This is a genomic window from Pseudomonas sp. BP01 (assembly GCF_022760795.1).
GTDB classification, from domain to species: domain Bacteria; phylum Pseudomonadota; class Gammaproteobacteria; order Pseudomonadales; family Pseudomonadaceae; genus Aquipseudomonas; species Aquipseudomonas putida_Q.
Window position 1 is genome coordinate 137975 of record NZ_JAFBKA010000008.1, and the last position, 20732, is coordinate 158706.

Consider the following 20732-nt stretch of genomic DNA (forward strand, 5'->3'; position numbering starts at 1 on the left):
AAGGAAATAAGGATGTTGAAAAAGACTTTTGCCGCTCTGGCGCTCGGTACCGCTCTGCTTTCCGCCGGCCAGGTCATGGCTGCCGAGTACAAGATCGACAAGGAAGGCCAGCACGCGTTCGTTGACTGGAAGATCAGCCACCTGGGCTACAGCTTCATTCACGGTACGTTCAAGGACTTTGACGGCAACTTCACCTGGGACAGCGCCAAGCCTGAAGCCAGCAAGATCAGCGTCGACCTGAAAACCGCCAGCCTGTGGTCGAACCACGCCGAGCGTGACAAGCACATTGCCAGCGCCGATTTCCTCGACGTGAAGAAGTATCCTCAAGCCAAGTTCGTCTCCACCGCCGTCAAGTCGACTGGCGACAAGACTGCTGACGTGACCGGCGACCTGACCCTGCACGGCGTGACCAAGCCGGTCACCTTCAAGGCCACCTTCAACGGTGAAGGCAAGGACCCATGGGGCGGTGAGCGCGCTGGTTTCAACGCCACCACCACCCTTAACCTGAACGACTTCGGCATCAAAGGCCCAGGCGCGACTTCGCAGACCCTGGACCTGGATATCAGTGTTGAAGGTGTGAAGCAGAAGTAATCTGCTTTAAGTGAAAGACCGAGGGGGCTGCTTCGCAGCCCCCTCATGCTTTCTATCAGCCCTTGCGGGTCAGCAGGGCAGGACGCTCACCGCGCGGGCGGCTTGGCAGGTCATCCAGTTGCTCAGGCGTCGGGAAACGGTCGAGCTTGGACTCCTTGCGGATGATCACCGGCTGTTTTTCCGGCTGGCGCGGGTTGCGCACGGCCGGTTCTTGCCGGGCAGCATCGTCACGGGCCGGGCGACCCCGGCCACCGCCATCACGGCGTGCACCGCCACCATTGTTGTTGCGCGGTGGACGCTTCTCACCGTTGGCACTGCGGGGCTGGCCGCCATTGCGAGCCTGACCACCGCCCCCGTTGCTGCGCGGGGCAGCACCTTGGCCTTGGCTCTGGCCTGCGCCAGTACCACCGCCAGGGCGACGGTTACGCCCCTGGTTCTTGCCTTGGTAAGGGCTGACGTAATCGGCGCGGTTACCGAAGTTGTCGACTTCGTCATCCAGGAACTCATCCGGGGCACGGTCGGCGGGCGCCTTGGGTGTGCTGTTCTGGCTGGCCTGCTGCTGGCGCGGCTTGTTGTCACGCGGCTTGCGCTGCTGCGGCTTGTCGCCGGACTTTTCCTTATCTGCAGGCTTCGCGGCAGCTGGTTGCTTGGCCTTGCCTTTATCCTTGCCTTTGTCCTTGCGGCCACCGTTGGCGTCTTTGCCGCCTTCGCCGCGTGGCTGGTTGCGACCGCCACGGCCGTTGGCCTGCGGGCGCTCGCGTACTTCGGGTTTCTCGGCTTCCACCTGGCTGGCGTCAAAGCCCATCAGGTCGCCGTCGGCGATCTTCTGCCGGGTTACCCGTTCGATGCTCTTGAGCAGCTTTTCTTCATCCGGCGCGACCAGCGAAATGGCCTCGCCCGAACGACCGGCCCGGCCAGTACGGCCGATACGGTGCACGTAGTCTTCCTCGACATTCGGCAGCTCGAAGTTGACCACGTGGGGCAACTGGTCGATGTCCAGGCCGCGGGCGGCGATGTCGGTGGCGACCAGTACGCGCACGCTGTTGGCCTTGAAGTCGGCCAGGGCCTTGGTGCGGGCGTTCTGGCTCTTGTTGCCGTGAATCGCGGCGGCGGTCAGGCCTTGTTTTTCCAGGTACTCGGCCAGGCGGTTGGCGCCGTGCTTGGTACGGGTAAACACCAGTACCTGTTCCCAGGCACCCAGGGTGATCAGGTGGGCCAGCAGCGCACGCTTGTGGCTGGCGGGCAGGCGGTAGACGCGCTGCTCGATACGCTCGACGGTGGTGTTCGGCGGCGTGACCTCGATACGCTCCGGGTTGTGCAGGAGCTTGTCGGCAAGGTCGGTGATGTCCTTGGAGAAGGTGGCCGAGAACAGCAGGTTCTGGCGCTTGGATGGCAGGCGGGCCAGTACCTTCTTGACGTCGTGGATGAAGCCCATGTCGAGCATGCGGTCGGCTTCGTCGAGCACCAGAATTTCAACGTGGGCCAGGTCGACCTTGCCTTGGCCGGCCAGGTCGAGCAGGCGGCCCGGGCAGGCAACCAGCACGTCAACGCCCTTGGCAATCGCCTGGACTTGCGGGTTCATGCCAACGCCGCCGAAGATGCAGGCGCTGACCAGTGGCAGGTCACGGGCATAGACCTTGAAGCTGTCGTGCACCTGGGCTGCCAGCTCGCGGGTCGGGGTCAGGACCAGCACGCGAGGCTGGCGCGGGCCGTGACGCTGCGACTTGTCGGGGTGGCCGGCCGGGAACAGGCGCTCGAGAATCGGCAGGGCGAAGCCGCCGGTCTTACCAGTACCTGTCTGGGCGGCAACCATCAGGTCGCGGCCTTGCAACACGGCGGGAATCGCCCGCTGTTGCACGGGGGTCGGCTGGGTATAGCCCGCAGCCTCGATAGCGCGGACAAGAGCCTCGGAGAGACCGAGGGAAGCAAAGGACATGGGCGATCCTGTTCTCGTGTGGGCTGGGCCCGTTGGGATGTTCTGCCTGGCGCGACGGGCATCGGTGGGATGCGATCGCGTCCGGTCCAGCTGGGCTTTCACTGCACATCCGGGAAACGGAGGGTGACGCGAAGGCGCGTCGGTGCCGATCGGGATGCCTGTTGCGAGGCCGAGCGTCCGGGCGTGAGCCGGGCGGGAAGGCCCGAGTATAACAGAGCTATCGCGCTGTGCTGCTTTCCTGCTGCTCAACGGCGTTGAGAATGTTTTCGATGTCGCCTGTGTAACGGTGGCTGATGGCGGTAAAGGCCGGTTCCTGCTTGAAACGCTGCAGTTCTTCGGCAAAGGCCAAGGCCAGTGTTTCACGCCCTGGCTTGCGCACCAGCCCCAGGTACTGGGCTTGGCGGTTGATCACCAGAGGCAGTTCCTCGACCTGTTGCTCCAGGCCAAGATGCCGGATCAGGTAATGCCCGACCACGCGGTCGGTAATTGCCAAATCTATACGTCCCAGCAGCAGTTTGCCAAAGTTGGCTTCCTGGGTCGGCGCGGCTTCACGTCGAAAATGGGTGGCCTGGTTGAACGCGTCGCCATAGGCGTAGCCGGGCGAGGTGCCCACGGTGAGGCCCACGAGGTCGTCAGGCCCGGCGATGGCATGGCGGCGTGCCCGGGCCTGGAACAGCACGAACTCGACCTGCGACAAGTGCTCGGGGGCATACACCAGATAGGGGCGCCGGGTTTCGCTCTGGAAAATGTCCAGAATGCCGTCGGCCAGGCCTTGCTCGATCATTGCCAGGCAGCGCTTCCACGGCAGGAACTGCCATTCCACCTCTACACCCAGGCGTTTGAATACCTCGGTGGTGACTTCGTAGTCGATACCGCGGGGCTGGCCATCGTGCTGATAGACGTAGGGTGCCCAGTCATCGGAGACCAGGCGCAGGCGCTCGCCCAGGGCCAACGGGCTCAGGCAGGCGAGCAGCAGGATCCAGAACAGGCGGGCGACGAGTGGCATGGCCGGAGATTACGCGGTCGGCCGAACCAAGGCCAGAGGCCTGATATTCAACGCGGCCCCGATCTCAGTGGGGCAATTGCCCTGCTCAGATACTGATTTGTGGGAGCGGGCATGCCCGCGAACACCGGCGAAGCCGGTGCCCCCTTCCGCGTTGCCTGCGTCGCGGGCCTGCCCGCTCCCACAGGGATGGTGTAAGGCAATGGGGTTGCGGGCGTATCAGCCTTGCGATGTTCTCAGCAGATGCACCTCGATCTCCTTGCGCCGTTCACCCAATGACAGGCGCAACCCCGGGTGGCGCAAGCACTGGCGCAGTTGCTCGGGCTGCATCTGGCCATTACGGGCATTGAGGTTTTCCAGGGCCTTGTCCCACCAGGCCGGCGCGCAGGCGCGGTCGAATTCGTTGGGGTAGGGGTAGCAGCCATACAACAGCTCGCGGGCGAACTGGCGTTCGTGGCTGGGCAGGGTCAGGCTCAGGGCCTTGTAACCCAGGCGGTGCAGGGCAGGCGGCCGTGGTAGCTGGTCGTTGACCAGGGTGACGTCGGCCAAGGCCGCCTGGCTCAGCGGGTCATGGCCGTGCTTGCGCAGCCAGGCCTGGATCTTGGCGCGGAACTGCGCCTTGCGGCTCCAGTAGTGATGGATGACGTCGGTGCACTCGGCCACCTCCAGCGTGCGGTACGCCGCCACTGCCAGGCAAAACTCCTCGAGGGTGTAGGCCTCGCGCGCCAGCGGGTAGAACTCGTCCATCATGTCGATGGAGCGGTCCAGGGTGCTGGCGTCCTCGGCGGTAAGGCCGATCACCCCGGAATTGACCAGTGGCATCTGGCAGTCGGCCAAGCCCCGGGCTTGCAGGATGGACAGCAGGTTCCGGTACAGCAGGCACTTCTGGTTTGCGCCATAGCGCGGGCCGATGGCATTGCACAGCAGCTTGCCAGGGGCCACCCGGGCGAACAGCTGCAGGGGCGAAGTGCGGAAGAAGGTGTCGGTGTCGATCAGCACTGCCAGCGGGTGTTGCTGCAGCACTTGGCGCAGCAGCACATGCTTGCTGCGAAAATGATAACCGTGAGGGGCGTTCCATTCCTGGCGCGTGGCTTCGTCCAGCAAATGGACGGTGACGGGCAACTTGGCGTAGGGCTGCGGGTTGTCGGTGTACACCTGGATGTCCATGGCTTCGGCGGCTGCCGGCCCCAAGTGGGTGAGGGCGCTGACGATGCTGAAGCAGGCTTCCTGATGGTAGGTTGCTGGGCCAAAAGCCAGGTAGACAAGCTGCGGGCGCGATGGCTGGGGATGCTGCATGGCTGGCAAGACCTGTATAACCCGAAAATGAATAAGGCTTTAGTCTATGACCAAAGCCTTAACCATTTCTTAAGCAGACGTTGCCAAAAAGTTTCAGCGCGGCAGCTTCAGGTTGTTCCAGATCGCCAGGCTCGGCTCGGCCTGGTTCAAGGTGTAGAAGTGCAGGCCCGGTGCGCCGCCTTGCAGCAGCTGTTCGCACATGCGGGTAATCACTTCTTCGCCAAATGCCTGAATGCTGGCGGTGTCGTCGGCATAGGCTTCCAGCTGCTTGCGGATCCAGCGCGGGATTTCGGCGCCGCAGGCGTCGGAGAAGCGGGCCAGCTTGCTGTAGTTGGTGATCGGCATGATGCCGGGCACTACCGGGATGTCCACGCCCAGCTTCTGTGCGCGCTCGACGAAGTAGAAGTAGCTGTCGGCGTTGAAGAAGTACTGGGTGATGGCGCTGTCGGCGCCAGCCTTGACCTTGTGCACGAAGTTGGCCAGGTCGGTTTCGAAGTTGCGCGCCTGCGGGTGCATTTCCGGGTAGGCGGCCACTTCCAGGTGGAAGTGGTCAGCGGTTTCCTGGCGGATGAACTCGACCAGGTCGCTGGCGTAGCGCAGTTCGCCACTGGCCATGCCCATGCCCGACGGCAGGTCGCCACGCAGGGCGACGATGCGCTTGATGCCGGCAGCCTTGTATTCCGCCAGCAGGGTGCGCAGGTCGTCCTTGGAGTCGCCCACGCACGACAGGTGCGGTGCGGCCGGTACCTTCACTTCGTTTTCCAGCTGCAGCACGGTGTTCAGCGTGCGGTCGCGGGTCGAGCCACCGGCACCGTAGGTGCAGGAGAAGAAGTCCGGGTTGTAGGTGGCCAGCTGGCGGGCGACGCCCATCAGCTTTTCGTGACCGGCGTCGGTCTTGGTCGGGAAGAACTCGAAACTGTAGCGGCGTTCTTGTGACATTACTCGTTCCTCAAGCAGCCTGCTTCAAGCGGCAGGCTGCAAGTAAAAGCCAGGGCGGTGGGGGCCGGCCTGGCTTGGGCATCGTTGCGAAGCGTTGCCAGCGACTACTTAGTAGCGGTAGGCGTGTGGCTTGAACGGGCCTTCGACGGTCACGCCGATGTAGTCGGCTTGCTGCTTGGTCAGCTTGGTAACCACGCCGCCGAAGCCGCGGACCATTTCCAGGGCCACTTCTTCGTCGAGCTTCTTCGGCAGTACTTCAACAGTCAGGCGCTCGGCTTTCTTCTCGGCCGACAGGTCGGCGTACTTCTGCTCGAACAGGAAGATCTGTGCCAGCACCTGGTTGGCGAACGAACCGTCCATGATGCGGCTTGGGTGGCCAGTGGCGTTACCCAGGTTGACCAGACGGCCTTCGGCCAGCAGGATCAGGTAGTCGTCGTTCTGCGGGTCGAAGCTGCCAGCGCCGGTGCGGTGGATCTTGTGCACCTGCGGCTTGACCTCTTCCCAGGCCCAGTTCTTGCGCATGAAGGCGGTGTCGATCTCGTTGTCGAAGTGGCCGATGTTGCAGACCACGGCACGCTTCTTCAGGGCCTTGAGCATGTTGGCATCGCAGACGTTGACGTTACCGGTGGTGGTGACGATCAGGTCGATCTTGCCCAGCAGGGGCTTGTCGATGCTGGCTTCGGTGCCGTCGTTGATACCGTCGATGAACGGCGAGACCAGCTCGAAACCGTCCATGCAGGCCTGCATGGCGCAGATTGGGTCAACTTCGGTGACCTTGACGATCATGCCTTCCTGACGCAGGGACTGGGCCGAGCCCTTACCCACGTCACCGTAGCCGATCACCAGGGCCTGCTTGCCCGACAGCAGGTGGTCGGTACCACGCTTGATGGCGTCGTTCAGGCTGTGACGGCAGCCGTACTTGTTGTCGTTCTTGCTCTTGGTAACCGAGTCGTTGACGTTGATCGCCGGGACTTTCAGCTCGCCCTTGGCCAGCATGTCCAGCAGGCGGTGCACGCCGGTGGTGGTCTCTTCGGTCACACCGTGCACGCGGTCCAGCACTTGCGGGTATTTCTTGTGCAGCAGCTCGGTCAGGTCACCGCCGTCGTCGAGGATCATGTTGGCGTCCCATGGCTGGCCATCCTTGAGGATGGTCTGCTCCAGGCACCACTCATACTCTTCTTCGGTTTCACCCTTCCAGGCGAACACCGGGATGCCGGCGGCGGCGATGGACGCGGCGGCCTGGTCCTGGGTAGAGAAGATGTTGCAGGACGACCAGCGTACTTCGGCACCCAGGGCTACCAGGGTTTCGATCAGCACGGCGGTCTGAATGGTCATGTGGATGCAGCCCAGGATCTTCGCACCCTTGAGCGGTTGCTCGGTCAGGTACTTGCGACGCAGGCCCATCAGGGCTGGCATTTCCGATTCGGCGATGATGGTTTCGCGACGGCCCCAGGCGGCCAGGGAGATGTCGGCGACTTTGAAATCGGTAAAACCAGCAGGCGTGTTTACAGCGCTCATGAGAGCCTCCATTCGTAGTGTGCGAATGGGCGCCGTTGTGCGTTGAGCGTCCGCGGGAGCGGACAACGCCCCATCCGAGCCTGACAGGCCTAGCCTGCTGCAGCGCCCCTCGGACAGGTGGCGAGCATGGCGCCGCAGTGGGCGACCATGTGAAACGGCGCAGATTATAGCCGCGCGCGGCCACTTGCCCAAGGTTTTCTGTCGATTAATCGAGACGATAGTCGATGTTCAATGGAGCGATGGCGGCCGCTCTGCCATCATTGCTACACGTTAGCCAAGCAGGTCAGGAGTACAGATGAACTTTCACACCCGCAAGTGGGTTAAACCCGAAGACCTCAACCCCAACGGCACCCTGTTCGGTGGCAGCCTGTTGCGCTGGATCGACGAAGAGGCGGCCATTTACGCCATCGTCCAGTTGGGCAACCAGCGCGTAGTGACCAAGTACATATCGGAAATCAACTTCGTCAGCGCTTCGCGTCAGGGCGACATCATCGAACTGGGCATCACTGCCACCGAGTTCGGCCGCACCTCGATCACCCTCAAGTGTGAAGTGCGCAACAAGATCACCCGCAAGAGCATTCTGACCGTCGACAAGATGGTGTTCGTCAACCTGGGTGAAGACGGCTTGCCGGCAGCGCACGGGCGCACCGAGATCAAGTATGTCCAGGACCAGTTCCCGGATTCTGCAGTCGAGTAAACATGCTGGGGCCGCAAAGCGGCCCCGACAATCTTACGGCTGGGCGCTGACCTTGCGCACCACCCGCCCGATGCTCAAGCCTTGCACCAGGATCGAGGACAACACCACGATGTAGGTGATCGACAGCAGCAGGTCACGCTCCTCGCCCAGTGGCAGCGACAGTGCCAGGGCCACCGACACCCCGCCACGCAGGCCACCCCAGGTCAGTACCCGCACCGTGCCCTTGGGCACCGGGCGCCAGCGGCGCAGCAACACAATGGCCGGGGCCACGGTCAGTAGCCTCGACAGCAGGACCGCCAGCGCCAGCACGCCGCCGGCCGCCAGGTGCATCCAGTTGAACGGCAGCAGCAACAGCTCCAGGCCGATCAGTGCGAACAGCAGGGCGTTGAGCATGTCATCGATCAGCTCCCAGAAACCGTCCATGTAGCGACGGGTCATGTCGTTCATCGCCAGGTTGCGTCCCAGGTTGCCGATGATCAGGCCGGCCACCACCATGGCGATCGGCGCCGAAACGTGCAGCTCGTAGCACATGGCCGAGCCACCGATGACCAGCGCCAGGGTCAGCATGACTTCTACCTGGTACTGCTCGATGCTCTTGATCATGCGGTAGGTGGCGTAGCCGATCAGACCACCAAATACCACGCCGCCAATGGCCTCGCGGGCGAACAGGATCGCCGTGTCGGTCATGCTCGGCGTTTCGCCCAGCTGGATGATGCCCAGCAACACGGTGAACACCACTACCGCGGTACCGTCGTTGAACAGCGACTCGCCGACGATGGTGGTTTTCAGCGGTTTGGAGGCGTTTGCGGTACGCAACGCGCCCAGCACGGCAATCGGGTCGGTGGGCGAGATCAGCGCACCGAACAGCAGGCAGTAGATCAGCGGCACTTGCCAGCCGAACATCGCGAATACCCAGTGGGACAGGTAGCCGATGACCACAGTGGCGATCAGCACCCCAATCGTCGCGAGCAAGCCGATCGGCCAGCGGTAACTGCGCAAATCGCTGAGGTTTACGTGCAAGGCGCCGGCAAACAGCAGGAACGCCAGCATCCAGTGCATCAACAGGTCGTTGAAATCGATCTGGTTCATCAGCCCTTCGACGCGCTCTTCCAGGCCAGGGAAGCCGATCAGGCTAAGGCCCTGCAGCATCAGGGAGAACAGCAGTGCCGTAACCATCACGCCGATGGCGGGGGGCAGGCCGATGAAACGGTAATTTACATAGGTAAGGAGGGTGGTGAGGCAGATAAACGCGGCAACTAATTCAAGCATCCCGAATCCTGTGACAGTGGCTTCCAAGTCGTTACCCGAATGGCTCGGGCAGTTCTTTGATGACCTGGCGCGGGGTTCGGGACACAAGCTTTGACCGGATTCGTTCCAATCGTTCCCATGTAAGGGGCTGCTGCGCAGCCCAATCGCCGGCAAGCCAGCTCCCACATGTACGGCATCAACCTTGAAAGCGGCGCGGTCAATGTGGGAGCTGGCTTACCGGCGATTGGGCCGTACAGCGGCCCCTGAACGCTATATATTCACATCAATAAAAAGCCATTAAGGATAAGAAGGCGTGTTGGCAACATCCCTGGTGCTGGTCGCCGCCTTGCTGCATGCGACCTGGAATACGCTGATCAAATTCAGCGGCGAGCGCTTGCTGGTGATCGCCAGCATGGACACGGTGGCCCTGGTGTTCGCGGTGCTGGCGGTATCCTTCGTCGATGTGCCGCCAGCTGAAATATGGCCCTGGTTGATAGCCTCAGCGTTGGCCGAGCAGCTGTACCGCTACCTGCTGATAAAAGCCTACCAAGTGGGCGACCTGGGGCTGGTCTATCCTCTGATGCGCGGGCTGTCGCCGCTGGTGGTGCTGGGGCTGACCCTGGCCTTTGCCGGGGAGTCGCTGAGCCAGCAGCAGATCATCGGTATCCTGTTGATCCCCTGTGGAATGGCCTGCCTGTTGTGGCAGGGCGGCGGCGGTGACCGGCTGCCCTGGTCGATGTTGCCGGTGGTTGCGTTGATTGGCCTGTGCATTGGTTGCTACACCTGGTTCGACGGCCAGGCCGTGCGACTGTGGGGCAAACCGTGGGATTACCTGGTGTGGCTGACCCTGCTCAGTGCTTGGCAATTCCCGTTGCTGGCTGGTGTAGCGCGGCGGGCGCCGTTCGTGCTGTTCTGGCGAACCCAATGGCGCCTGGGGCTGGCGGTAGGGTTCTGCGTATTGTTCAGCTATGCCCTGGTGTTGTGGGCCATGCACCTGGGGTCGGTGGCCGAGGCTGCCGCGTTGCGGGAGTTGAGCGTGATCCTGGTGGTGCTGCTGGGTATGCGCTACCTCAAAGAACCTTTTGGCGGGCCGAGACTCCTAGCTTGCGGGCTGGTCCTGGCAGGCATGCTGGTGATGAAGCTCTAACCCATTTTCGAACAAGGAGTCTGAGCATGACCGTTGCCCTGTGGTGCATCCTGATCGCGCTGCTGCTGAACCCGCTGTGTGCCTTGATCGCCAAGGTGGCCAGCGGCCGGTTCGGCCTCAAGGACAATCACGACCCGCGAGCCTTCCTTGATACCTTGTCGGGCTTGCCGCGGCGTGCCCATGCTGCGCAGCAGAATGGCTACGAGGCATTCCCGGCATTTGCTGCGGCGGTGCTGGTGGCGGATATCGTCGGCAACGCCGAGCAGGTGACGCAGGATGTGCTGGGGGTGATGTACATCACCAGCCGCTTGCTTTACATCATCTGCTACCTGGCCGATTGGGCTGCCTTGCGCTCGCTGGTGTGGTTTGCCGGGTTGGCAATTATCGTGTCGTTCTTCGTGGTTTCCATCTGAAACCGCGTTGCCTGCTTCGCGGGCTTGCCCGCGAAGAAGGCAACACCGATCAAGGTACCTTAGGTACCTCAGGCAGCGGTTGGCCTTTGGGCCACAGCATCCAGATCTGCCCCTGCTGCTTCATGTTCCCGGCCAGCTCGCCGGCTTCCGGCCCGGTGCCCCAGAACAGGTCGGCACGCACTTCACCCGCTATCGCCCCACCAGTGTCCTGAGCGCCTACAGGGCGCACCACTGGCGACCCGTCGGGGCGCGTGGTGGATAGCCACAACAGGCTGCCCAGCGGAATCACCTTGCGGTCGATGGCCACGCTGTAGCCGGCGGTGAGCGGTACGTTCAACGAGCCGCGCGGGCCTTCGTTACTGTCTGGGCGAGTGCTGAAGAACACGTAGCTAGGGTTGCTGGCCAGCAGTTCCGGGACACGCTGCGGATTGGCCTGGGCCCAGGCATGAATGGCACCCATGCTCACTTCTTCTTTTTTCAGCTGGCCCTGCTCCACCAGCCAGCGGCCGATTGGCCGGTAGGGGTGGCCATTCTGATCGGCGTAGCCAAGGCGCAACTGACGGCCGTCTTCCAGTTGTACCCGGCCAGAACCCTGGATTTGCAGGAATTGCAGGTCCATCGGGTCCGTCAGCCAGGCCAGCACCGGTGCCTTGACGCCGTTGCGGTTGATCACTTCGGCAGTGTCGTATGGCTTGAGCACCCGGCCATCAAGCCGACCGCGCAGGCGTTTCCCCTTGAGTTCGGGGTACACGCTGGCCAGGTCGACCACGATCATGTCATCAGGGATGCCGTAGACCGCCACATGATTGGTCGCCGATTGGCTCAGGCTGCCGGGGTAGACTGGTTCGTAGTAACCGGTAATCAGGCCGTTGGCATTGTTATCGGCGGAGCGCAGGCCGTATACCTGCAGGTTCTGTTCAAGGAAGGTACGGACCTGGGCGGCGCTCGCCGTGTCGCTGCCGGCCGCTTCGCAGGTGGCGGCCCACACTGGGTCGCGCTTGAGCTTTTCACAGCCGCTGCGCCAGGCGTAGAAACCGGCCAGCAGGTCTTCGTCGCTGACCGCGGGCAGGTCTTGCCATGTGGCCGGGGCATAGGTGGCAATGGCGTGGGGCTCGGGCTTGGCGTTCTCGCCGCCGTTGCAGCCGGCCAGCAAGGCCAGCACCGGGAGTGTCCAGGCCAGGTGGCGCAAGGCAGATGTCATGTGTGCATTCCTGTCATGGGCGAACATGAAGATTCGCCCCTGTTTTTTATGTGGCTATTGGTGTTTGGCCCTTGGGCGGTGATACTGGCCGCCCATTTGCGTAGGCCGAAGTGAGCGTGATGTTGAAGCGATTGACCGTTGTTCTGCTGGCCGCCCTGGCCCTGAGTGGTTGTGACCGGGTTGACCCCAACTCGCCGCTGGGCAAGCGCAAGGTAATCTTCAAGGACATGCTCAACACCAGCGAAGACCTGGGCGGTATGCTGCGCGGCCGGTTGCCGTTCGACGGGCTGAAGTTTGCCGACGGTGCGCTGAAGCTGGACAACCTTTCGCAACAGCCGTGGCAGCATTTTCCGCAAGTGCGCGATGGCGGTGATAGCGCCGCGCGCGCAGAGGTGTGGGAGCGGCAGGCGCGCTTTCATGACCTGGCCCGGCAGCTGGAAAGCGTCACCGGCGAGCTGGTCGATGTCAGCCGCACCCAGCCGCTGGATGCTGCGCAATTGAAAGCGCCGATGGACAAGGTCGAAGCAGCGTGCAAGGCGTGCCATACCGAGTTTCGTAATCATTGATGGCCTGCTGTGGCCTCATCGCCGGCAAGCCAGCTCCCACAGGTACTGCGCAGTAATTGAAGGCAGTGTGATACCTGTGGGAGCTGGCTTGCCGGCGATGAGGCCAGTAAGGGCAACGCGAATCGCTGTCAGCGATCCAGATCGTCCACGGCTTCCTGCAGCTCTTTGCGCGACTCGGCAAGCTTGTCCTTGCGCTTGTTGATCTTCTCCGCGTCGCCTTTTTTCTCGGCTTTCTTCAGGTCTTTTTCCCGCTGCGCCACTTCGTGACGTGCATCCAGCACCTTTTGCTCTCGCTCTTTGCGCAGGCTCGCGTCGGTGCAGTTGTCCACGCCACGCAGTGCTTCCTCCAGCCCTGCGACCTGGCCGCTATTGCCGTGGTCGCGGGCAATTTTCAGCTGGTTCTCGATGGCGCTGCGCTTGGCGGCGCAGCCGGTCAGGCCTGGGTCTGGCTGGGCGGCTTGCACGGCACCTGCAGCCAAACCGAGTGATGCGAGCAGGAAAAGAGTCGAAATGCGTTTCATGAAAAGCCTCCTGAACGGGGCGGGGCAGCAAAAGTTGGTGGAAATCCTGCCTTGGTTTTGCCCATTTAGGAACCCTTGGTGGGGTTTTCCGCTTGAATCTCGGGTTTTCCTACAAGCTAAATGGTAAAAAATCATTGCTCAATGCGCTGGGGCGTAGCGGGGAACCCCTCTATGCCGGTTTTCGCCAGCCGTGCAGCAATGGCTTGCACCTCAGGGGCCGCGAAGAAATCCACAAGTTGGCGCGAGCGTTTTGCGCCGATGCCGGGCACGGTTTGCCATTGCCCGGTACTGCGCGAAGCCAGCTCTGGCCAGTCGCCCGTCAGTTGTAGATGCTTGCCGACGGGTGCGCCAATGCCGCGTAGCCACTGATCGAAGGGGCGTGAGCGCGCTTGGTCGAAACTGCCCAGCAGCTGTGCCGCCGCCAGGCTGCTTATGCCGGGGACCTGCTGCAGGCGCTCGGCATCGAGATGCAGCCAATCGGTCATTGACGTTACCAGGCCAGCTTCTACCAGCCGGCGCCATGTCCCGGGCCCGGTGCGCGGCAAGGCCAGGCCGTGTTTCCCGCCAAGCCAGGTGAGCCGGGCAATGAATTGTTCCTCACAGCCCTCGCTGGCCTGCCAGCAGCTGTGCGCGTGATGCTGCTCGGGAACAGGCGCGGCCAGGGTTTGGCGCTCGACAGCGCGGTGCGCGACGTGATCGAGCCGTGGAATGGTCAGGCCGGCAAGGCTGATGGCCACCTGGTCGCCGGGGCCGATATCCAGTGCTTGCCAGCGCGCCAGCGAGCCAAGGCTTACCTGGGTAATGCGCCTGTCATCGAGGGTTACCGGCTGCACATGCACAATGGGCGTGACCCTGCCGGTGCGGCCAACCCGAAAGCGCACGTCGCGTACTTCGGCCAAGGCTTGCACATAAGGGTATTTCCAGGCTGCGATCCAGTACGGCGCCTTGGCTTGCCAGCGCTCGGCGGGCGGCCGACTGCCCTGGCGCAGGATCACACCGTCGGTGGCGAAGGGCAGGTGGGAGCGATACCAGTGCTCGCGCCAATGGGCTGCATCTTCCAGCGTGTCGATGGCGATGCTGTAACGTTGGCTGTCGGGGAAACCCAGTTGCTCCAGTTGTGCGAGGCGTTCGGCCTGTTGGTCGGGGCCTTGCGGCCAGCCCCACACGAACAGGCCGATAGTGTTCCCTTGCTCGGCGGTCATTTGCTTGCGTGCGAGCAGCCCGGCTACGGTGCCGCGGGCGTTGGCGCTGCCTGCCTGGGCTTGTACGTGTTCGTTCAGGCGCAGATACAGTTCACCTTGCAAGTGCAGGTCAACCGGCGTGGACAATTGTCGGGTGATTGCGCCGAGTTGTGGGATGTGTCGGCTCCAGTCATGGCCGTGTACACCGTCACCCCGGCTGGTCAGCTGTACCAGTCGGCCCTGCTGGTAAGTGAGGGAAACTGCAACACCGTCGACCTTGGGCTGTACCCACACGCCGGTCTTGCCGGTGAGCCATCGCCCCACGGCCTGGCGATCTGCCAGCTTGTCGACGCCGGTATGCGGCACTGGGTGGGGGACCGGGCCGCGAGCGCTGGTCAGGGGGGAGGGGCTGCTGCCAACCGCGAAGCATTGCTGCAGGTGATTCAGGCGCTCGCGGCTTTGGTCGTACAGTTCATCGGCGACCAGGGCAAGACCCTGGCGATGGTAGTGCTCGTCCCATCGGGCAAGCGTGGCGCGCAGTTGCGCAACTTCGGCCTCTGCCTGTTGCGGCTTCCAGTCGGGGCATGAGGTGGCGCTGGCCAGAGGGGTGTGTAGCGCAAACAGCAGGACAAGCAGCAGCTGGTACGGCATGGCCAGCATCCTTGCATGGCGGGTGGGTCCCCAAGCCTAGGCAGGTTCGCAGGCGCTTGCCGCCGCGCGATTGTCAGCCGATATGTCACAAAAAAGCCCCTGCCGATTGCTCGGCAGGGGCTTTCGCCTGGTGCTGTAGGAAACTTACAGGCCGGCAGCGTCACGCAACGACTGGGCGCGGTCGGTGCGCTCCCAGGTGAAGGTGGTGAAGGTGTCGTCGCCGACAGTCTTCTGCTGCGGGGTGCGGCCGAAGTGGCCGTAAGCAGCGGTTTCCTGGTACATCGGGTGCAGCAGGTCAAGCATGGTGGTGATCGCGTACGGACGCAGGTCGAAGCACTCGCGCACCAACTGGATGATCTTGTCGTCGGAGACCTTGCCGGTACCGAAGGTGTTGATCGAAATGGAGGTCGGCTGGGCCACGCCAATGGCGTACGACACCTGGATCTCGCAACGCTCGGCCAGGCCGGCGGCAACGATGTTCTTGGCTACGTAGCGGCCAGCATAGGCGGCGGAGCGGTCGACCTTGGACGGGTCCTTGCCGGAGAACGCACCACCACCGTGGCGGGCCATGCCGCCGTAGGAGTCAACGATGATCTTGCGGCCGGTCAGGCCACAGTCACCCACCGGGCCACCGATGATGAAGTTGCCGGTCGGGTTGATGTGGTACTGGGTGCCCTTGTGCAGCAGCTCGGCAGGCAGGGTGTGCTTGACGATCAGCTCCATCACGGCTTCTTGCAGGTCTTTCTGCGAAACTTCCGGGTTGTGCTGGGTCGACAGCACCACCGCGTCGATACCGACCACCTTGCCGTTTTCGTAGCGGCAGGTGACCTGCGACTTGGCATCCGGGCGCAGCCACGGCAGCAGGCCGGACTTGCGCGCTTCGGCCTGGCGCTCGACCAGGCGGTGCGAGAAGCAGATTGGTGCCGGCATCAGTACTTCGGTTTCGTTGCTGGCATAGCCGAACATCAGGCCCTGGTCACCGGCGCCCTGGTCTTCTGGCTTGGAGCGGTCCACGCCCTGGGCGATGTCCACCGACTGCTTGCCGATGATGTTCATCACGGCGCAGGTGGCCCCGTCGAAGCCGACGTCGGAGCTGTTGTAGCCGATGTCGATGATCACCTTGCGCACCAGGTCTTCCAGGTCGACCCAGGCCGAGGTGCTGACTTCGCCGGCGATGATGGCGACACCGGTCTTGACCAGGGTTTCGCACGCTACGCGGGCGTATTTGTCCTGGGCGATGATGGCATCAAGGACGGCGTCCGAAATCTGGTCGGCGATCTTGTCCGGATGCCCTTCGGACACGGACTCGGAGGTGAAAAGGGAGTATTCGCTCATCTCGAAGGTTCCTGAAATTTACCGATGGTGTATGTCGCCAGCCGTCCGCTGGAAGTGGCGGACCTGGATCTGGAAACCGTTACGCAAGCCCACGTACAGGCTGTCTCCATGGGCCAGCCCGGCAGCGTTGGCCCAGCGGGCCAGGTCGTCCTGTTCAAAGCCAAGCCACAGGTCGCCGCAGGCGTCCCGCGCCCACCCCTGGTCATGGCTGCACAATTCGGTGACCAGCAGGCTGCCGCCTGCCTTCACCCGTTTGGCCAACTGGCTCAAGGCCAGGGCCGGGTCGCTGAAATGGTGCAGCACCATGTTCAGCACAACGCAGTCGGCGGCCACATCCGTTGCACCCAGTGCATCGGCCAACTGCAGGTTCACGTTGTCGAGCCCCTCGCGCTGGCACACCTGGCGCGCCAGTTCGAGCATGGTCGGGCTGTTGTCCAGGGCGGTGACCTGGGCGAAGCGCCGGGCCAGGTCGGGGAGGAAGCCGCCGTCACCGGGGCCGACCTCCAGGGCGCTGGCGGCCGGGTCGAAATGCAGTTTGTCGAGCAGCGCCAGCAGGCTTTCGCGGTACTGCGGCAGGCCGGCGATCAGGTCTTGCTGGGCGCGAAACTTCTCTTCCACGCGCAGGAAGAAGTCCTGGCTTGTGGCCGCGCGGCGTTGTTGCACCTGGGCGATCCGCGCCTGCACGGCCGGCGGCAGGGCCAGGTCGTCGACTTCTTCGAGCAGCGCCGCATGCAGCCGACCACCCAGGCGCAGGCTGTCGGGCAGTGCGCGGCGATAGAAGATGGCGTTACCTTCGCGGCGGGTTGCCACCAGCTCGGCCTGGGCCAGCACCTTCAGGTGGTGGCTCATGCCCGACTGGCCGATGTCGAAGATCTGCGCCAGCTCCAGCACGCCGAACGAGTCGTTGGCCAGGGCGCGCAATACGTTCAGGCGCAGCGCGTCGCCACTGGCTTTGCACAGGGCTGCCAATGCTTCACGTTGCTCGGGGATCGATTGCGCGCGCAGGTTCATGGGGCGGCAGTCTAGACAGGCATCGATGCCCTAGCAAGGCCAATATCAAAAAGTTTTGATATTGGGTGATGGGCGGGGCGGGTAACCCGGTTTTGCCCCGAATTGAATGCCAATCACAGGAAAATCCCCCGACTGCGACCATACGTCATTGCCCCAAAGCCCCCCAGTGGGCGAAAATGGCCGCCTTTTTCGTAACACTACCTATTCAAGACCCCAGGAGATCAGCGATGCCCAGCCGTCGTGAACGTGCCAACGCCATTCGTGCCCTCAGCATGGATGCCGTGCAAAAGGCCAACAGCGGCCACCCAGGTGCCCCGATGGGCATGGCGGATATCGCCGAAGTGCTCTGGCGCGACTATCTGAAGCACAACCCGAGCAACCCGAGCTTTGCCGACCGTGACCGCTTCGTGCTGTCCAACGGCCACGGCTCGATGCTGATCTACTCGCTGCTGCACCTGACCGGCTACGACGTCACCATCGATGACCTCAAATCGTTCCGCCAGCTGCACAGCCGTACCCCGGGCCACCCGGAGTTCGGCTATACCCCGGGTGTCGAGACCACCACCGGCCCACTGGGCCAAGGCCTGGCCAACGCCGTGGGCTTTGCCCTGGCGGAGAAAGTACTGGGTGCCCAGTTCAACCGTGAAGGCCACAACGTCGTCGACCACAACACCTACGTGTTCCTGGGCGACGGCTGCATGATGGAAGGCATCTCCCATGAAGTCGCCTCGCTGGCCGGCACCCTGGGCCTGAACAAGCTGGTTGCCTTCTATGACGACAACGGCATTTCCATCGACGGTGAAGTGGAAGGCTGGTTCACCGACGACACGCCGAAGCGTTTCGAGTCCTATAACTGGCTGGTGATCCGCAACGTCAATGGCCACGACGCCGACGAGATCCGTACCGCCATCGACACCGCCCGCAAGAGCGACCGTCCGACCCTGATCTGCTGCAAGACCATCATCGGTTTCGGTTCGCCGAACAAGCAGGGCAAGGAAGACTGCCACGGTGCCCCGCTGGGTAACGACGAAATCGCCCTGGCGCGCAAGGAATTGAACTGGGACCACGGTCCGTTCGAAGTCCCTGCCGACATCTACGCCGAGTGGGATGCCAAGCAAGCCGGCGCCAAGGCCGAAGCCGAATGGAACCAGCGTTTCGACGCCTATGCCGCTGCCTTCCCGGAGCTGGCCAGCGAGCTCAAGCGCCGCCTGAGCGGTGAGCTGCCAGCCGACTTCGCAGAAAAAGCCGCTGCCTATATTGCTGAAGTCGCGGCCAAGGGCGAGACCATTGCCAGCCGCAAGGCCAGCCAGAACACCCTGAACGCCTTCGGTCCGCTGCTGCCGGAACTGCTGGGCGGCTCGGCCGATCTGGCCGGCTCCAACCTGACCCTGTGGAAAGGTTGCAAGGGCGTCAGCCATGAAGATGCCAATGGCAACTACATGTACTACGGCGTGCGCGAGTTTGGCATGACCGCGATCATGAACGGCGTTGCCTTGCACGGCGGCCTGGTGCCTTACGGCGCGACTTTCCTGATGTTCATGGAATACGCCCGCAACGCCGTGCGCATGTCTGCCCTGATGAAGCAGCGCGTAATCCACGTCTACACCCACGATTCCATCGGCCTGGGCGAAGACGGCCCGACTCACCAGCCGATCGAGCAGCTGGCCAGCCTGCGCAGCACGCCGAACCTGGACACCTGGCGCCCGGCCGACGCGGTGGAATCTGCCGTGTCCTGGAAGCACGCCCTGGAGCGCAAGGACGGCCCGTCGGCGCTGATCTTCTCGCGTCAGAACCTGCAGCATCAGGTGCGCAGCGATGCGCAGATCGCCGACATCGCCCGTGGCGGCTACGTGCTCAAGGACTGCGCTGGCGAGCCTGAGCTGATCCTTATCGCCACCGGTTCCGAAGTGGGCCTGGCCGTTCAGGCCTTCGACAAACTGACCGAGCAAGGCCGCAAGGTGCGTGTCGTGTCGATGCCGAGCACCAGCGTGTTCGATGCGCAGGACGCTGCCTACAAGCAGTCCGTGCTGCCGTTGGAAGTGGGTGCGCGCATCGCCATCGAAGCTGCCCACGCCGACTTCTGGTACAAGTACGTCGGCCTGGAAGGTCGTATCATTGGCATGACCACCTACGGTGAGTCGGCCCCGGCCTCTGCACTGTTTGAAGAGTTCGGCTTCACCCTGGATAACATCCTGGGCACTGCCGAAGAGCTGCTGGAAGACTGATGTAACAATGGAGGGCAGTGACGCCCTCCAGGTCGTGCAAGGGGAGGGCTTCGCCCTCCATCGCGACGCAAGGCCGCTCCTACAGGTACCACGCAACCCCGATGTTGCCGCGGTATCTGTAGGAGCGGCCTTGTGTCGCGATGGCCGCAACGCGGCCCCAAAAGCCATCATGCGTTAGCGAGCCAACGAATGCCCCACCCGCGTCCCTACAAAGTTGCACTCAACGGTTATGGCCGCATCGGCCGCTGTGTCCTGCGCGCGCTGTTCGAGCGGGGGGCAAAGGCGGGTTTCGAGATCGTCGCGCTGAACGACCTGGCCGACCAGGCCAGCCTTGAGTACCTGACACGCTTCGACTCCACCCACGGGCGTTTCCCCGGCGAGGTGAGGGTCGATGGTGACTGTCTGCATATCAATGGCGACTGCGTGAAGGTAATGCGCAGTGCCACCCCCGAAGGCATCGACTGGGCTGCGCTGGACATCGATCTGGTGCTGGAGTGCTCCGGTGCTTACAACACACGTGCCGATGGCCAGCGTTTCCTCGACGCCGGCGCACCCAGGGTGCTGTTCTCGCAGCCCATGGCCAGCGAGGCCGATGTTGACGCCACGGTGGTTTACGGCATCAACCAGGCCTGCCTGACCGGCAGCGAGCGCCTGGTGTCCAATGCCTCGTGCACCACCAACTGTGGCGTGCCGCTGCTGCGTGTGCTGGACCAGGCGTTCGGCATCGAATACGTGCAGATCACCACCATCCACTCGGCGATGAACGACCAGCCGGTAATCGACGCCTACCACCACGAAGACCTGCGCCGCACGCGTTCGGCCTTTCAGTCGGTCATCCCGGTGTCCACTGGTCTGGCACGTGGCATCGAGCGCCTGCTCCCGGAACTTGCCGGGCGAATCCAGGCCAAAGCGGTACGTGTACCGACCGTCAATGTCTCGTGCCTGGACATCACCCTGCAGACCGCCCGCGACACCAGCGCGGCCGAGGTCAACCGGGTGTTGCGCGAGGCTGCGCTGGAAGGCCCGCTGAAAGGCTTGCTGGCCTACACCGAGCTGCCGCACGCCAGCTGTGATTTCAACCATGACCCGCATTCGGCGATTGTCGATGCCAGCCAGACCCGTGTTTCCGGCCCCCGGCTGGTGAACCTGCTGGCCTGGTTCGACAACGAATGGGGTTTTGCCAACCGTATGCTCGACGTTGCCGAACACTTTCTGCACGTCGTTCACCCAACCCGCAACAAACAGCCCTGAAG

The 20732-nt window shown here is 63.0% G+C and carries 18 protein-coding genes and 1 riboswitch; of the genes, 7 read left to right on the plus strand and 11 right to left on the minus strand.

The window, feature by feature from the left end:
* Positions 1-12: 12 nt before the first annotated feature.
* Entirely contained in the window at positions 13-591 is a 579-nt protein-coding gene (locus JOY50_RS09790; RefSeq protein WP_019471546.1) for a YceI family protein, read from the plus strand.
* Between the two features lie 55 nt (positions 592-646).
* On the opposite strand, the gene JOY50_RS09795 is transcribed toward JOY50_RS09790, so the two are convergent.
* From JOY50_RS09795 to ahcY, 5 genes are all read right to left on the minus strand, one after another.
* Positions 647-2527 (minus strand): DEAD/DEAH box helicase, encoded by a 1881-nt coding sequence (locus JOY50_RS09795; RefSeq protein WP_019471545.1) that lies wholly within the window; start codon positions 2525-2527, stop codon positions 647-649.
* A gap of 217 nt (positions 2528-2744) precedes the next feature.
* Positions 2745-3533 (minus strand): ABC transporter substrate-binding protein, encoded by a 789-nt coding sequence (locus tag JOY50_RS09800; protein WP_132845142.1) that lies wholly within the window; start codon positions 3531-3533, stop codon positions 2745-2747.
* 216 nt (positions 3534-3749) lie between these two features.
* Positions 3750-4826: a hypothetical protein gene (locus tag JOY50_RS09805; protein ID WP_132845139.1), complete on the minus strand. Its 1077-nt coding sequence runs from the start codon at positions 4824-4826 to the stop codon at positions 3750-3752.
* A 93-nt stretch (positions 4827-4919) separates the two neighbouring features.
* Positions 4920-5765, minus strand: coding sequence for a methylenetetrahydrofolate reductase [NAD(P)H] (metF, locus tag JOY50_RS09810; RefSeq protein WP_019471542.1), 846 nt, complete (start codon positions 5763-5765; stop codon positions 4920-4922).
* Positions 5766-5873: 108 nt separating this feature from the next.
* Positions 5874-7283, minus strand: coding sequence for an adenosylhomocysteinase (ahcY, locus tag JOY50_RS09815; protein WP_132845137.1), 1410 nt, complete (start codon positions 7281-7283; stop codon positions 5874-5876).
* Between the two features lie 20 nt (positions 7284-7303).
* Positions 7304-7400, minus strand: a riboswitch (S-adenosyl-L-homocysteine riboswitch).
* 178 nt (positions 7401-7578) lie between these two features.
* Between ahcY and JOY50_RS09820 the strand changes: the two genes are divergently transcribed.
* Positions 7579-7980: an acyl-CoA thioesterase gene (locus JOY50_RS09820; protein ID WP_016501956.1), complete on the plus strand. Its 402-nt coding sequence runs from the start codon at positions 7579-7581 to the stop codon at positions 7978-7980.
* Positions 7981-8013: 33 nt separating this feature from the next.
* Here the strand turns inward: JOY50_RS09820 and JOY50_RS09825 are convergent, their stop codons facing one another.
* Positions 8014-9249 carry a sodium:proton antiporter gene (locus JOY50_RS09825; RefSeq protein WP_019471541.1) on the minus strand — a complete coding sequence of 412 codons (1236 nt, stop codon included), beginning with the start codon at positions 9247-9249 and terminating at the stop codon, positions 8014-8016.
* A gap of 292 nt (positions 9250-9541) precedes the next feature.
* On the opposite strand from JOY50_RS09825, the gene JOY50_RS09830 reads away from it, so the two are divergent.
* Both JOY50_RS09830 and JOY50_RS09835 read left to right on the plus strand, forming a co-directional pair.
* On the plus strand, positions 9542-10375 hold the full coding sequence (locus JOY50_RS09830; protein WP_132845134.1) for a DMT family transporter: 834 nt from the start codon (positions 9542-9544) through the stop codon (positions 10373-10375).
* 26 nt (positions 10376-10401) lie between these two features.
* Entirely contained in the window at positions 10402-10788 is a 387-nt protein-coding gene (locus tag JOY50_RS09835; protein WP_016501953.1) for an MAPEG family protein, read from the plus strand.
* Positions 10789-10837: 49 nt separating this feature from the next.
* Here the strand turns inward: JOY50_RS09835 and JOY50_RS09840 are convergent, their stop codons facing one another.
* Entirely contained in the window at positions 10838-11989 is a 1152-nt protein-coding gene (locus tag JOY50_RS09840) for a murein transglycosylase A (RefSeq protein WP_019471538.1), read from the minus strand.
* Between the two features lie 119 nt (positions 11990-12108).
* On the opposite strand from JOY50_RS09840, the gene JOY50_RS09845 reads away from it, so the two are divergent.
* Positions 12109-12555 carry a cytochrome c gene (locus JOY50_RS09845; protein WP_132845132.1) on the plus strand — a complete coding sequence of 149 codons (447 nt, stop codon included), beginning with the start codon at positions 12109-12111 and terminating at the stop codon, positions 12553-12555.
* Positions 12556-12683: 128 nt separating this feature from the next.
* Here the strand turns inward: JOY50_RS09845 and JOY50_RS09850 are convergent, their stop codons facing one another.
* From JOY50_RS09850 to JOY50_RS09865, 4 genes are all read right to left on the minus strand, one after another.
* Positions 12684-13076, minus strand: coding sequence for a DUF1090 domain-containing protein (locus JOY50_RS09850; protein WP_019471536.1), 393 nt, complete (start codon positions 13074-13076; stop codon positions 12684-12686).
* Positions 13077-13207: 131 nt separating this feature from the next.
* Positions 13208-14908, minus strand: a complete 1701-nt coding sequence (gene ligB, locus JOY50_RS09855; RefSeq protein ID WP_132845130.1) for an NAD-dependent DNA ligase LigB — start codon at positions 14906-14908, stop codon at positions 13208-13210.
* A 144-nt stretch (positions 14909-15052) separates the two neighbouring features.
* Positions 15053-16243, minus strand: coding sequence for a methionine adenosyltransferase (gene metK, locus JOY50_RS09860; RefSeq protein WP_019471534.1), 1191 nt, complete (start codon positions 16241-16243; stop codon positions 15053-15055).
* An 18-nt stretch (positions 16244-16261) separates the two neighbouring features.
* On the minus strand, positions 16262-17254 hold the full coding sequence (locus tag JOY50_RS09865; protein WP_019471533.1) for a metalloregulator ArsR/SmtB family transcription factor: 993 nt from the start codon (positions 17252-17254) through the stop codon (positions 16262-16264).
* 227 nt (positions 17255-17481) lie between these two features.
* Here JOY50_RS09865 and tkt point away from each other — a divergent pair, with 227 nt between their 5' ends.
* Positions 17482-19479, plus strand: coding sequence for a transketolase (gene tkt, locus JOY50_RS09870; RefSeq protein ID WP_132845125.1), 1998 nt, complete (start codon positions 17482-17484; stop codon positions 19477-19479).
* 189 nt (positions 19480-19668) lie between these two features.
* The gene (epd, locus tag JOY50_RS09875; protein ID WP_019471531.1) at positions 19669-20730 is read left to right on the plus strand and encodes an erythrose-4-phosphate dehydrogenase; all 1062 of its coding nucleotides are present in this window, start codon (positions 19669-19671) and stop codon (positions 20728-20730) included.
* Positions 20731-20732: the final 2 nt, after the last annotated feature.